Genomic DNA, 14,710 nt, shown 5'->3' with positions numbered 1-14,710 from the left:
CAGATGAAAAAGGTATATATCAACGGGTTATCCTCTATTTCAATCCAAGAACAAACGCGTAATTTTTCGGTAGAAACACTGAATAAAATTGAACAAGGTGTCAATGAAGCACAACAGCCTTCGTATAAAGAATTGATTGCTCCTGCTATGGTAAGAAGAATGGCAAAAGGAGTAAAAATGGGAATCTATACGGCTCATAAAGCGCTAGAGGAAGCACATCTTCAAGTGCCTCAGGCCATTATTACCGGAACGGGATTAGGCTGTTTAGTCGATTCGGAAAAATTCTTAGAATTGATGCTAGACAACAACGAGAGTTACCTAACACCTACTTCCTTTATTCAATCGACACACAATACCGTTGGCGGACAAATTGCCTTGCATTTAGGATGTAAGGGATATAATTTTACTTATGTACATCAAAACAGTTCGTTTGAATCAGCCTTACTTGATGGTTTCTTGCAAATCAAAGCGGAAGAAATAGAGCATGCATTGATTGGTGGTATTGATGAAATAGGTAAAACGACAATTATCAATCAACAAGTAGCAGAAATAGTCAATACGGCGGATACGGTTTTTGAAGCAGGGATCAATACAGGAGAAGGAGCTACTTTCTTTGTGTTGGACCAACAGCATACACCTTCTAGTTATGCGGAAATAGTGGATATACAAATCAGTAATGCACCAATAAAGGTAAGCGATTTTTTAGCTCAACATAATTTGACAGCTGATGTCATTGATCTTGTTTATGTAGGAAGTTGTGATTTACCTGTTGATCAAGATTATTTTGATGAGGTAAAACAAACGTTGAATCAAGCTGAAATTGTAACTTATAAGGAATATGTAGGACACCATCATACCGCTTCGTCTTTTGGCTTATTATTAGCTGCAGAGCGAATGAAAAGAGCGGATGGGATGACTTATATTCTGCTGTACAATCAATTTCGAGGAAAAGATCACAGTTTTATATTGCTCAAAAAATGTGGAGAAAAATAGTCGTTGGAATAACCGTTGCCTATGCAATAATTGCGCTTTATTTGATTGTAAATAATAGCCTATCTCTTGCGTGGTTACTTCCAGGATTACTCTTCTTTATTGGTCTGTTTAGTTGGGGGGTTTTTGATATTCGCTTGGGGTTTTTTATTCCTGTTGTTTTTAAAAGCCCAAACCCTCAACCCAGAACCGTTGCCTTAACTTTTGACGACGGACCGACTCCATACACACTCGAAGTATTGGATTTGCTACAGCAATATCAAGCCAAAGCAACTTTTTTTTGCATCGGTCAACAACTCGAGCAATATCCTGATATTGCAAAACGAATCCTAGCGGATGGCCATACTATTGGCAATCACAGCTATTCACATCCCAATTCCATGGGATTTCTATCAACAGCTCAAGTCAAGGAAGAAATACAGAAGTGCGATCAGATCATAGAGCAGCTACTGCAGATTAAATCGCCTTTTTATCGCCCTCCTTTTGGGATTACCAATCCGCATATCGCAAAAGCCCTGCGTCAAACTAAACACCGTGTGATTGGGTGGAATAATCGATCTTTAGATACTGTAATCCAAGATGAAAACACTATTTTTAAGCGCATATACAAGCGCATAGATCGACAGCCGATTGTGTTGCTACACGATACAAGCAATCGATCGGTACAGGTCTTAGCCACACTTTTAAAACAATTGCAGCAAGACAACTATAAATTAGTTAATTTAGTAGAGTTCTTAAACGAAGAAAAACAATGAAAAAATTAATCTTTACCGCTTTATTATGGGGAACAACCCTTGTGGGGTTCAGCCAAGAAAAGGCCATGACAAATGACGAAAAAAGCGCGTTTAAAAAGGAAGTTGTCAGCAGTACTAAAGATATAAAAACCCTATCAACGGATTTTGTTCAATACAAAAACATGAGTTTTATGTCCAAAGAAATTGAGTCTAAAGGACAGATGCAGTTGAGTATTCCCAATAAATTGCTTTGGAAGTACACAACTCCTTTCGCCTATAGTATTGCCTTTGCAGATAATAAAATCACGATTAATGATCAAGGAAAAAAGAATAAAATAGACATTGGAAACAATAAAAAGTTTGCCAAAATCAATACACTGATTGTCGGCAGTATTAGTGGAAATATGTTCGATGAGAAGGAATTCACCATTACCTATTTTAAAAATAAAAATCGACGCATTGCTAAATTAGTTCCGTTGAGCAAGGAAATTGCACAATACATCAGTGAGATTGTCTTGTATTTTGACGAAGGACAAAACACAGTTTCGGAAGTGAAGTTGATTGAACCTTCAGCGGATTATACGCGCATTGTATTTAGCAATAAAAAAGTTAATACTAAATTAGATGAAAAGGCTTTTACTAATTAGTCTGGTTTCTTTAATCTTGTTTTCTTGCAAGAGTTACCACGGCCCCGTGGAGCACAAAGAAAATTATACGCAAGGAACTTTTACGGTGACAAATAACTATTTCGCCACGATTGGAGAAGAGCACATTTTTCGCGCTCATATTCAGGCTTTTAAAAAAGAACTGAGCGGTTTATTAGTTGTAAAACGCATGGATGAGCAACTTCATCGCGTTGTTTTGACCTCTGATTTTGGCAATACCCTCTTCGATTTCTCGATTTACAAAGACCAGCCTTATACGGTTAATTACGTCATGCCCGATTTAGATAAAAAAATTATCCTCAACTTCTTAGCTAAAGATTTTAGCTATTTAGTGGAAGATACCTATACCCTAAATGCCAAAGCGGTGGAGAAGAATACAACGGTTTACAGTGGAAAATACAAAAAGAAAAAAACCTTTGTTGTGGTTAATCAACAAGAGGAAGTAACAGAAGTAATTGCTGCGAGTGCTAGAAAACCAAAAATTTTCTTTGTCTACACCAAAGAAAAGGGAGCCGTTATTGAACACAAAAATTTTCCAATTCGAATTGATTTAACACCTGTAGGAAATTAAAAATTAATGTATGATAAAAAAAATACTATTTGTTACTTGTTTAGCTTTAGGAATTGCTTTTAGTTCTTATGCGCAAAAGAAAAGATGGTTTACTCCTGGGATTAGAGGTGGAGTCAATTTATCTACATTGACAAGTATAGAATCTGATTATAAAACGGATTTTTATATTGGTGTGCAACTTCCAGTCCACTTAGCTAAGTTTTATTCCATACAACCTGAATTGAATTATACGCGCCAAGGAGCTAGAAATGCCAATTTTTATGGAGGTAAAACTTTATGGCCCAGTGATCCTTTTAGTAGTACTCCTGAAACGAATTCCGTTGATTTGTCGTATATTGATGCGAATGTTATCAATAAATTTCGATTTAATAAATTCAATGCACATATTGGTCCAGGTGTAGCTTTTTTATTGAAGGGCAGTGATTATACGGATATAGATGTCGATCTAACAATAAATTTAGGCGTAGGATATAAAATAACCAAATATGTAGAAATTGAAGCTAGATGGAGAACTGGTTTACTTTCTATTGTAGATGAATATGGATATTGGAGTCAAAATAAACATCATATTATAGAGGGAGAGGGGGTACGAAATTCAACGTTTCAAATTGGTGCAACCTTTACCTTTTAAATTTTAGGAATAGCATTTTCTTACCTTGTTTACAAAACGAAATAACCAATAAATTATGATCAAAAAATTACTATTTATTACGTGTTTAACAGTTGGAGTTACTGCTAGCTCGTATGCACAAAAGAAATTCGCACCTGGAGTTAGAGGTGGATTGAGTTTATCTACTATTACTAATGCGGAGGCAGATTTCAAACCTGGTTTCTATGTTGGGGTACAATTCCCTATTCACATTGTAAAGTTTTATACCTTACAACCCGAATTGAACTATACGATGCAAGGGGCTAAAAATGCCAATTTATCTTACATTAGAAATAGCTGGAACAACGGTTGGGAAAGTGCAAATCAAGGAGTAAAATCGGAGGATATCAACCTATCTTATCTCGATATCAATGTGATTAATAAATTCAGTTTTAAAAAATTCAATGCACATGTAGGCCCTGGATTAGCTATTATGACGGAAGGAAAGAGCAAAACAGATTTTTATGCTGATTTAACATTTAACGTGGGAGTTGGTTACCAACTTATGGATAAATTAGAAGTAGAAGCGAGATGGAGACAAGGTGTTGTTCGTGTGGTTGATAAGGATGACTATTATTGGGACAACTATTGGTCTAACAACGATAGCTTTAACTCAAGCTTCCAAATAGGATTGACTTATACTTTTTAATAAAGAAAGAATATAGAGCTCTCTTTCACTCTTGAAAGAGAGTTTTTTGTTTCCAATAAGTAATGTTAAAGCCATTTACATCAATACGAATGGTTTTTCCATAACTATATGTATTTTTTAATTAGTTTTGTGAAATTAAAAATGCAATCTGATATTTTATGTTGATAAAGGATTTTTATCGTGTAGTTTCAATTCAAAATGTGGAAACTGGTTATCAAGCGACCCTTGAACTTAATAAGGACCATGTAGTGTTTGAAGGGCATTTTCCCAATAATCCAGTGATGCCTGGGGTGTGTATGATCCAAATCATCAAAGAATTGGTTGAAACCACCACAGATAAGACACTTTTTATGCAGCAAGTATCCAATGTGAAGTTCATGACACTGATTAATCCACAAGTAGACAATACCCTAGTTGTTCATTTCTCAGTAGAAGAAAAAGAAGACCTAGTAAAAGTGAAAAGCAGTATCAGCTTTCAAGATACCGTAGCGCTCAAAATGAGCAGTGTGTACACGCAAAAATAGAAAACAAATGAAGATAGCCTTAGTTTTATTGGTCAGTTTTATTAGCTTTTTTCAAGTTTCAACTACTGATTTAAGCAAGAGTTTTCAGCAAGCGAGTTTGTCTGCAGAACAAGCCCAAGCCTTTTATGAAAAGGCCTTGACGATTAAAACAACGGACGAATCGGCTACGCTTTACAAAGGAGCAGCCTTGGTGACTAAAGCGAAATTTGAAAAGAAAATCAAAGACAAAAAGGATTTAGTCAAAGAAGGTGCTTTGTTGATTGAAGCCGCTATCGAAAAAGAACCTGCAAATGTAGAATTTCGATTGGTTCGCTTGATTATTCAAGAGAATACACCCAAAATTGTAGGCTATTACAAGAATATTGACAGTGACAAAAATATGATTATCAAACAGTACAGTCACCAATCGACCGCTTTGAAAAAATGGATTAAATCCTACGCAGAGCAATCGAAAGCCTTTACTGCTGATGACCGGAATAAATTGCTTTAACAAGCACGAAGATGACAACAGAGAACCTTGCAACTTATACAACTAAGCTAAAAGAATGGGGTATTTGCATTTTAATCCCCACTTATAATAACCACAAAACGTTACAACGTGTTTTAGATGGCGTGTTAGCCTATACGACAGATGTTGTGGTTGTAAATGATGGTTCTACTGATGAAACAGCCGCTATTTTAGCAACTTATCAAGATCGAATAACACTTATTTCTGTTCCAGCAAATAGAGGAAAGGGAAATGCATTACGAGTAGGATTTACCAAGGCCCAAGCGTTGGGATTTACCTATGCCATTACCATTGATTCAGACGGACAACATTATCCTTCGGATATCCCTGTTTTTGTCGATGCACTAGAGGAAGCAAAAAACAAAGAGGTGTTGTTCATTGGTTCAAGAAATATGAATCAAGATGGAGTACCTAAGAAAAGTAGTTTCGGCAATAAATTCTCTAACTTTTGGTTTTGGTTTGAAACGGGTATTTCCTTGTCTGATACACAATCAGGCTATCGCCTATACCCTTTAAATAAGCTAGCGAAGACTTATTATACGCGCAAGTTTGAATTCGAAATAGAAGTAATCGTAAGAGCCGCGTGGAATGACGTTGAGGTAAAAAATGTACCCGTACAGGTTTTATACAATAGCAGTGAACGCGTGTCTCACTTCCGTCCTTTTAAAGATTTTACGAGAATTAGTGTACTAAACACCCTATTGGTGTGTATTACCTTGTTGTATATTATCCCGAGAAACTTCTTTCGCAGCTTTAAAAAAAAAAGCTTTAAATCCTTTATAACCGAGGATATCCTTGGAAGTAATGATACCGCTTCAGTTAAGGCCTTGTCCATTGGATTGGGTACTTTTATTGGGTTATCACCCTTGTGGGGACTACATTCATTCCTCTCGATTTTTTTAGCCATTACCTTTCGATTAAACAAGGTTTTAGCTTTTGCCTTTTCCAACGTAAGCATACCTCCTATGATTCCCCTTATTGTATATGCTTCCCTTCAAATAGGCTATTTTATGGTGCCTAATGGCAGTCAAAATATATTGATAAGTGAATATAGTTTTTCGGCAATTTCAGAGCATTTATGGCAATATATTTTAGGTAGCTTTGCATTGGCAGTGATGGCTAGCTTTTGTTTAGGATCCATCAGTTTCTTTTTAATCTCAATCGCTCAAAAACAGAAAAATTAAAAATGGCAAATTGGTTTTATAAAATCTATCAATGGGGAGAGAAAAATAAAATACTATTTTTCATTAGTGTGGTGCTGTTTATCAGTTGCATGGCAATGGGAGCATGGCAAATTAAGTTCGAAGAAGATATTACGCGCATTCTACCCAAAAGTGAAAAGTCCAATGTAACAGCAAAAGTATTGGAGCAATTGCGCTTTTCAGATAAGATTACCATTATCATTGAAAAACAAAAGGAGGGTACAACAGACGATATGGTTGAACTAGCTTCGAATCTACTCGATACCCTAGCAACTAAAGAAGAATATATCAAACACATTCAAGGGAAAATTGAGGACGAAAATATCAATGAAACCATCGCCTTTGTTTACCAAAATTTGCCCTTGTTTTTAGAGGAAGAAGATTATCGACAATTAGATCAAAAGATACAACTAGATAGCGTTGCACAAACGGTTGAAGCAAACTATAAAACCTTAGTTTCACCGACGAGTTTAGTGGCCAAGCAATTCATTCAAAAAGACCCTTTTGGCATTGGATTTATCGCCTTAAAGAAATTGCAGAAACTCAATATTGGAGATGGATTTCAATTGATAGATGGATTTTTATTCAACAAGGAAGAAGACAAGTTGTTGTTGTTTATTGATCCTGTATACAGTGGAAGTGATACAGCGCATAATACCGATTTTATTCGCTTTTTAAACGGCGTAAAAGAAGAATTTAATCACAAACAAGAGCAAGTTACCTTGGATTACTTTGGCGCCTCTTTTGTCGCAGTAGCCAATGCTACGCAGATTAAAAGTGATATTCAACAAACGGTGGCCATTTCAATCACCATCCTGATGATCCTGCTCATCGCTTTTTACCGAAGAATAACCATTCCACTTATCCTCTTTATCCCCACGTTTATTAGCGCTTTAATTGCATTGTGTTTCTTGTACTTCATGACTGATGCCATTTCCGCTATTTCCTTGAGTATTGGAGCGATATTAATCGGAATTACCATTGATTATGCCCTGCATATTATGACGCATTACAAGCATTGTAATGACATCAAAGTACTCTATCAAGAAATTACAAATCCCATTATGATGAGTGCTTCTACAACAGCCATAGCCTTTTTGTGTTTGGTTTTTGTGCATTCGGAAGCCCTGAGAGATTTAGGGGTATTTGCCTCTATTACGGTAATGGGAGCGGGAATTTTATCGCTTTTATTGGTTCCGCATTTATATAAACCTTCAGAAAAAGACCGACTCAACCAGTCGAATTCACTCTTAGATAAAATTGCCCATTTTCCTTTTGATCAAAGCAAAGTGCTATTAGGATTGTGTGGCATCATTGTTATTATCAGCCTTTTTACGTTTAAAAATGTCAAGTTTAACAGCGATTTATCTTCGTTGAATTACTTCCCGGAAGAACTAAAACAGGCCGAACAAAAGTTAGAATCCACCGTAGATAGCGGTTCAAAATCCCTTTATTTAACCTGTTTTGGAGACGATATCGAGCAAGTTGTGGAACAAAATGTGGCTTTAGCTAAACAGTTAGAACAAGCCAAAGCCAAAGGAGAAATTTTACATTTTAGCTCGTTAGGTGATTTTGTGTTATCTACTGCACAACAGCAAATAAAAATTGCCCAATGGCAGGATTTTTGGACAAAAAAGAACGCCCCTCAATTCATTGAAAAACTAAAGCAAGAAGGAGCGAAATACGGCTTTAATGAAACCGCCTATCAACCCTTTTTTGCCTTGTTAAATACAACCTTTGAACCGATTAATATCAAAGAATATTCAGAATTAAATCCGCAGATTATCGATGAATTTCTAATCGAGAAAAACGGACATTATACACTGAGTACGGTAGTAAAATTGCCAGAAGAAAATAGACAAGCCTTTATGCAGGCCTTCCCTTCTTCCGATCACTTTATCGTCATTGACAGAAAAGAAATGAACGAAACGTTTTTGGGGAATATCGTCCATGATTTCAACGATTTAGTAAATTATTCTTTTGTTGCAGTATTTGCTATTTTATGGTTGTTCTTTAGGAGAATTGAATTGGTAATTGTCTCCATGATTCCCATTGTAGTTACTGGGTTAATTACCGCTGGATTAATGGGCTTGTTTAATATTGAATTCAATATTTTTAGCACCATTGTGTGTACGATAATTTTTGGACAAGGCGTTGATTTTACCATCTTTATCACCAATGGCTTACAAAAAGAATATACCACAGGAGAAGAAAGTATGCCGACCTATCGCGCCTCTATTATCTTAGCCGTCTTAACAACATTATTGGCGGTGGGAACCTTGGTATTTGCCAAACACCCCGCATTGAAATCCATTTCTTTTGTTTCCATTATAGGGATGAGTGTGGCTGCAATCAATGCGTTTGTGATATACCCTCGTCTATTTAAAATATGCTTCGTCAACAGACAGCGAAAAGGCAACTCGCCTATTACGTTGCGTTTGTTGTTACATAGCATGTTATCCTTTGCGTATTTTGGAGTATTCGGCTTTTTGTATTCTTTGGTGTCCAAAGTATTTTTAATGGTGGCACCAGGGAAAGAGCGAACGAAACTGCGCTTATTTAGCAAGGGGATGCAAGCGTATATGACTTCCGTTTTATACCTCAATGCTTTTGTGCGTAAAAAAGTGAGAAATCCCCATCAAGAAACTTTCGAAAAACCCGCGATTATCATCGCTAATCATACCTCATTTTTGGATTCATTGGTTATGGGAATGGTTTATCCCAATGTCGTTTATTTAGTAAACGATTGGGTATATAAATCGCCAATTTTTGGTAAGGCTATTCAATCAGCTGGTTTTTATCGCGTCTCAGAGGGCGTAGACAACAGCATTGATCACTTAAAGAAACGGGTGGAAATGGGATTCTCCTTGATGATTTTTCCAGAAGGAACTCGTTCTTATTCGAATCAAGTACAACGCTTTCACAAAGGAGCTTTTTTCTTAGCAGAGACCTTACAGTTAGATGTCGTTCCGGTCTATATACACGGAAATTCAGAAACCATTCCCAAAGGAGATTATATCATTTATGATGGACATATTATTGCTACCGTAGGGAAGCGAATCTCACATGACGATGCTTCCTTTGGATCTACCTATACACAGCGAACAAAAGCCATTAGCAAGCACTTTAAAGCGGAATTTGCCCAAATTCGAACTGAATTAGAAGGCGTTGACTACTTCAAGAAAAAAGTTTTCTGGGCGTATTTGTACAAGTTCCCTTATGTGATTAAAGCCGTTAAAGCAGATTATAAACAGTATAGAACATACTATTTTGAACTGAATAAGCATTTGGGTGCACAAGCGGTGATTCACCATCTCGCTGATGATTACGGTCAATTGAATATGTTGTTGACTTTACAACAAAGCAAGCGAAAGATTTATAGTTATATAGCGAATATAGAGAAACGCAGGATTGCAAATACACTTTATATTGTCAAGAGAAGAAAGATTCAATACGTTGATACGCTTGAGGTACAAAGAAAATGTGATACCCTTTTAGTGAGTAGTGCCCATACAGCATTAACCACTGGTTTTATTGCACAGTATAACACCCTTGTTGTGTTGAAAAAAGAAGGTGTTCTCTTGGAGAATTATGAAGGATTTACAAAAAAAGTGGAAGACAACTACGTCGTAGTTTGGAACAAAATAGAAGATGGAAAATAAATATGATGTAGTCATTGTTGGAAGTGGTATTGGAGGATTGGCCTCTGCGGTTATTCTTGCCAAAGAAGGCAAGAAAGTATGCGTATTGGAAAAAAATAACCAATATGGAGGAAATCTGCAGACCTTTTCCAGAGAGAAATCCATTTTTGATACAGGCGTACACTATATCGGAGGATTGGAACAAGGACAAAATTTATACAAGTACTTTTCCTATTTAGGCATTATGGACAAGCTAAAATTGAAGCAAATGGATCCCAATGGATATGATTTGATCTCTTTTGGCGATGAAATGATTCAATACCCCCATGGACAAGGATATGAAAATTTTGTACAGCAATTACTGGTACACTTCCCGGAGGAAGAACAAGCATTGCGCCAATATGTAGAAAAGATTCAAACCATTTGCGATAGTTTTCCCATGTATAACCTTGAGCAAGGAACTGGGTATAACGATCAAATTGTCTCTTATAAACTGTGTGATTTTTTAGATGAAATTACAACCAATGAGCGACTCAAAGGGGTGCTAGTAGGATCTAATTTCCTCTATGTAGCCAACAAAGAGAAAACGCCATTGTATGTACATGCATTAACCGTGAATTCGTACATTCAAAGTGCTTGGCGTTGTATCAATGGGGGGAGTCAGATTAGTAAACTACTCATTGCTGAATTAAAAAAATACGGCGGAGAAGTACATAAAAACACAGCAGTGATCGATTTCGAATTTGACGGAGAAAAGATTACAGCGTGTAAAACCAAAGAAGGTAAAATTTTTAAAGGAGAACAGTTTATTTCCAATATAAATTTAAAACAAACCATTCGCATGGTGGGACCCAATCACTTTTCCAAACCTTTTGTTAAACGCATCATGAGTTTAGAGGAAGTGACGTCGGTTTTTTCCTTGTACATTGTCTTTAAAAAAGATCAATTTCCCTATCACAACAACAATATCTATCATTATAACAGCATGGAAGATATTTGGGATACCAATGGGAAGTGTACGTCAGCTTGGCCAAATTTAGTGGTAGCCTCTATGAATGCAAGTCATTCAGAGCAAACTTTTGCGGATAGTATGACAGCCATGACTTATATGGATTTCTCAGAAGTAGAGCAATGGGAACACACCCATAATGTGTCCACCATCAAAAATTTAGAACAACGCAATGACGCTTACGAACAATTTAAAGCAGAAAAGGCAGAATTACTCCTTCAAAAGCTGGAGCAAATATATCCAGGGATTCGCGAGGCTATTCAAGGGATGTATACCTCAACCCCACTAACCTATCGCGATTTTATCGGGTCAGAAAAAGGAAATATGTATGGATTCATTAAGGATGCAAATAGTCCGATGAAAACTTTTATTTCTCCTCGTTCCAAAATTGGCAATTTGTTTTTTAGTGGGCAAAATGTGCGCATGCACGGAATAATGGGGGTAACCATTGGTGCCTTTGTGACCTGTATGGAGATGATTGATCGAGAAATTCTAACGCAAAAATTAAATCAATATCGAGATGAAGCACCACATATATAGCTTAGTATCTGTAATTCTACTTGCTGTATTGGTTGCTAATTGTGGAATTAAAAAAGGACTTCGAGATTTCCCTTCTATTGAGCAATACGATACGTTGGTACCGCGATTGTCCTATGATACGGACTCTTTAAAGATTACCACACAAGCGTATCTCTATCAAAATAAACAAAAACTTTGGGAGCTCTATGTACAAGGAGATCCCTATCAAATTGGACTACAAACTGGGGCGCTGACCCAACAGCTCTATCAAAAACAAGAAACCGTGTTTTTTGCCAAGGTAGAAGAATTTGTACCTTCTGCTTTTAAGCAAAAAATGTTGGTAAAAATGCTCAAATTTTACAACCGACATCTATATCGCTATATCCCAGCAGAATTTAAAACCGAAATTTACGGCCTCTCTCACTATGCAACCGATCGCTTTGCTTATCTAGGAGATGCTTATCACCGAAATCTGTATCTACACGGAGCACATGATATCGGGCATGCCTTTCAAGATTTGGCTTTAGTGGGGTGTTCCTCTTTAGCCGTATGGGGGGAGCATTCTGAAGATGGAGGTTTGCTTATTGGGCGTAATTTTGATTTCTATGCAGGAGATGAATTTGCAGAAAATAAAATTATTGCTTTTGTCAAACCCAATCATGGACATGCCTTTATGTCTGTTACTTGGGGAGGAATGACTGGTGTGGTTTCAGGAATGAATCAAGAAGGACTAACCGTAACCTTAAATGCAGGTAAATCGGCTATACCCTTAAAAGCAAAAACACCGATTTCCGTGGTTGCACGAGAAATTTTACAATATGCTGCCAATATAGAAGAAGCGATTGCGATTGCTGAAAAAAAAGAAGTCTTCGTTTCAGAATCTATTTTAGTAGGGAGTGCGCAAGATAAAAAAGCAGTGATTATCGAAATAGCACCTAAAAACTTTGGAGTTTATGATATGCCGAATGTCTCTACTGTTATTTGCTCCAATCACTTCCAGAGTGAAGCTTTTGCTCAAGACAAGCGAAACCGCAAGCAGATAGAAGAAAGTCATTCCCAATACCGCTGGGATAAGATAAAAGAAATTGTGGATGAGGAGCGTCAATTGTCTCCGCTGAAAATGGCACATCTGCTGCGCAATACAGAAGGATTAGATCAAAAGGCATTGGGCTATGGCAACGAGAAAGCGTTGAATCAACTCCTCGCCCATCACGGTATTATTTTTCAACCTGAAAAACGATTAGTGTGGGTCTCTTCTAATCCGTATCAATTGGGTGAATTTGTGGCTTATGATCTCAATACCATTTTTTCGAATACCTTTGAAGAAGTGCAATCTTACGCCATTGATAGCCTAACAATAAGTGAAGACCCTTTTGTCCACACTCAGGCGTATGCCAATTATGAAGCATTCAGAAAGGAAAATCGCTTAATGGAAGAAAAAATTAAGGCAAAGGAGAAGGTCGATACAGCTACAATCAAAGCTTATCAGCAGCTGAATCCAGACTATTGGTTGGTGTATTACCGCTCAGGAGTATACTATTACAACCAAAAGGAATATCAAAAAGCCCAAGAAGCGTTTGAACAAGCTTTGACCAAAGAAGTCACGACTGTCCAAGCTTTAGAAGAAATAAAGAAATACCTCAAAAAAATAAAGAGAAAATGGAACTAAATTCGTCAGTCATGTATCAATCCGTTGATGAGATAAAACATTTTCAAGAGCAGAAACTCAAAGAAGTACTGCTCTATGTAACCCAACATTCGCCTTTTTATAAGCAATTATACCAAGAGCAACAAGTGGATCTTTCAGCGATTCAAACCTTGGAGGACATCGCTTTATTGCCTTTGATAACCAAAGACGATTTACAAAAGAACAACGATGATTTCTTTTGTGTAGATAAGACGCAAATCATTGACTATGCCACCACATCTGGTACGTTAGGAGATCCTGTTACGTTTGGATTGACAGATAAAGATTTAGAGCGATTGGCCTTTAATGAAGCCACCTCTTTTACTATTGCTGGCGTTCAAAAAGGAGATACGGTTCAACTGATGACAACCATTGACCGACGATTTATGGCGGGGTTAGCTTATTTCTTAGGCTTGCGAAAATTGGGTGCTGGTGTAATTCGCGTTGGTGCGGGAATTCCGCAATTACAGTGGGATTCAATCCTAAAATACCAACCGAAATACTTGATTGGCGTACCTTCCTTCTTATTGAAACTCATTGATTATGCAGAAAAAGTAGGGATTGATTATAAAAACAGCAGCGTTCAAGGTGTTATCTGCATTGGGGAAGCCCTTCGCACCGCCGATTTACAGCCGAGTATTCTCGCCAATCGCATTTTGGAAAAATGGCCTTTGGAGCTATTTTCGACCTATGCCTCAACAGAGATGGGAGCCGCTTTTACCGAATGTCAATACCATCAAGGAGGACACGTGATTCCGGAATTGATTATTACCGAGATTTTGGATGAAACCAATACAGCAGTACAAGAAGGTGAATTGGGAGAATTGGTCATTACCACCTTAGGCGTTGAGGGAATTCCCTTGGTGCGTTTCAAAACGGGAGATATGGTGCGTAAACATACAGCCGCTTGTTCATGTGGGCGTAATTCCTACCGTTTAGGACCTGTGGAAGGACGCAAAAAGCACATGATCAAATACAAGGGAACAACCTTTTATCCACCAGCGATACACGATATGCTATCTGCGTTTAAAGAAATTCAAATGCATTTAGTGGAAGTGAAAACCAACGATATTGGAACCGATGAAATCGTCATTCGCATTGTTAGTTTGGATACCTCCAATGAGTTTATGAAACACATCAAAGATACGTTTCGCGCTAAATTAAGAGTCACTCCCCAAGTGGTGTTTGAAGCAATGGAAATTTTACAACCGATTGTTTTTAATGCATTAAGCAGAAAACCCATTACATTTATCGACAAACGAGTGCAGTAAGAATAAAAACAAAGGGTTAAAAATTTATAAATGATTTTAAAGGTCTTACAACTTTATAAAAACGATAGTTGTAGTATCTTTGTAAAAATAT

At 37.1% G+C, this 14,710-nt stretch carries 13 protein-coding genes; all 13 read left to right on the top strand.

The annotated features are described in order from the left end of the window. Nucleotides 1-3 precede the first annotated feature (3 nt). The 13 genes from HX004_RS00555 (at nt 4) to flxY (ending at nt 14,619) form a co-directional block, all read left to right on the top strand. Complete coding sequence (locus tag HX004_RS00555; RefSeq protein WP_286440333.1) at nt 4-993, top strand: beta-ketoacyl synthase N-terminal-like domain-containing protein; 990 nt, start codon at nt 4-6, stop codon at nt 991-993. Next, nucleotides 978-1,745, top strand: a complete 768-nt coding sequence (locus tag HX004_RS00550) for a polysaccharide deacetylase family protein (RefSeq protein WP_286440331.1) — start codon at nt 978-980, stop codon at nt 1,743-1,745. Before HX004_RS00555 ends, HX004_RS00550 begins: the two co-directional genes overlap by 16 nt. Beyond that, nucleotides 1,742-2,371: a flexirubin biosynthesis/transport protein LolA2 gene (lolA2, locus tag HX004_RS00545; protein ID WP_286440330.1), complete on the top strand. Its 630-nt coding sequence runs from the start codon at nt 1,742-1,744 to the stop codon at nt 2,369-2,371. Before HX004_RS00550 ends, lolA2 begins: the two co-directional genes overlap by 4 nt. After that, on the top strand, nt 2,349-2,960 hold the full coding sequence (gene lolB2, locus HX004_RS00540) for a flexirubin biosynthesis protein LolB2 (RefSeq protein WP_286440328.1): 612 nt from the start codon (nt 2,349-2,351) through the stop codon (nt 2,958-2,960). Before lolA2 ends, lolB2 begins: the two co-directional genes overlap by 23 nt. Nucleotides 2,961-2,970: 10 nt before the next feature. Next, nucleotides 2,971-3,591 (top strand): outer membrane beta-barrel protein, encoded by a 621-nt coding sequence (locus tag HX004_RS00535; RefSeq protein ID WP_286440327.1) that lies wholly within the window; start codon nt 2,971-2,973, stop codon nt 3,589-3,591. Nucleotides 3,592-3,646: 55 nt separating this feature from the next. Continuing rightward, on the top strand, nt 3,647-4,258 hold the full coding sequence (locus tag HX004_RS00530; RefSeq protein WP_286440326.1) for an outer membrane beta-barrel protein: 612 nt from the start codon (nt 3,647-3,649) through the stop codon (nt 4,256-4,258). Between the two features lie 158 nt (nt 4,259-4,416). Beyond that, on the top strand, nt 4,417-4,782 hold the full coding sequence (locus tag HX004_RS00525; protein WP_286440325.1) for an ApeI family dehydratase: 366 nt from the start codon (nt 4,417-4,419) through the stop codon (nt 4,780-4,782). Between the two features lie 7 nt (nt 4,783-4,789). Further along, nucleotides 4,790-5,272 (top strand): hypothetical protein, encoded by a 483-nt coding sequence (locus tag HX004_RS00520; protein ID WP_286440324.1) that lies wholly within the window; start codon nt 4,790-4,792, stop codon nt 5,270-5,272. 11 nt (nt 5,273-5,283) lie between these two features. After that, complete coding sequence (locus HX004_RS00515; protein ID WP_286440322.1) at nt 5,284-6,474, top strand: DUF2062 domain-containing protein; 1,191 nt, start codon at nt 5,284-5,286, stop codon at nt 6,472-6,474. Nucleotides 6,475-6,476: 2 nt separating this feature from the next. Continuing rightward, nucleotides 6,477-10,154, top strand: coding sequence for a 1-acyl-sn-glycerol-3-phosphate acyltransferase (locus HX004_RS00510; RefSeq protein ID WP_286440319.1), 3,678 nt, complete (start codon nt 6,477-6,479; stop codon nt 10,152-10,154). Further along, nucleotides 10,144-11,682, top strand: coding sequence for a phytoene desaturase family protein (locus HX004_RS00505; protein WP_286440318.1), 1,539 nt, complete (start codon nt 10,144-10,146; stop codon nt 11,680-11,682). Before HX004_RS00510 ends, HX004_RS00505 begins: the two co-directional genes overlap by 11 nt. Continuing rightward, nucleotides 11,663-13,330, top strand: coding sequence for a C45 family autoproteolytic acyltransferase/hydrolase (locus HX004_RS00500; protein ID WP_286440317.1), 1,668 nt, complete (start codon nt 11,663-11,665; stop codon nt 13,328-13,330). Before HX004_RS00505 ends, HX004_RS00500 begins: the two co-directional genes overlap by 20 nt. Continuing rightward, nucleotides 13,321-14,619 carry a flexirubin biosynthesis putative acyl-CoA ligase FlxY gene (flxY, locus tag HX004_RS00495; RefSeq protein ID WP_286440316.1) on the top strand — a complete coding sequence of 433 codons (1,299 nt, stop codon included), beginning with the start codon at nt 13,321-13,323 and terminating at the stop codon, nt 14,617-14,619. Before HX004_RS00500 ends, flxY begins: the two co-directional genes overlap by 10 nt. Nucleotides 14,620-14,710 lie beyond the last annotated feature (91 nt).

It is taken from the genome of Myroides sp. 1354, assembly GCF_030324495.1.
Taxonomy (GTDB): domain Bacteria; phylum Bacteroidota; class Bacteroidia; order Flavobacteriales; family Flavobacteriaceae; genus Flavobacterium.
The sequence above is the reverse complement of the archived record's forward strand: the minus strand, read 5'-3'. Positions and strand labels throughout refer to the sequence as shown.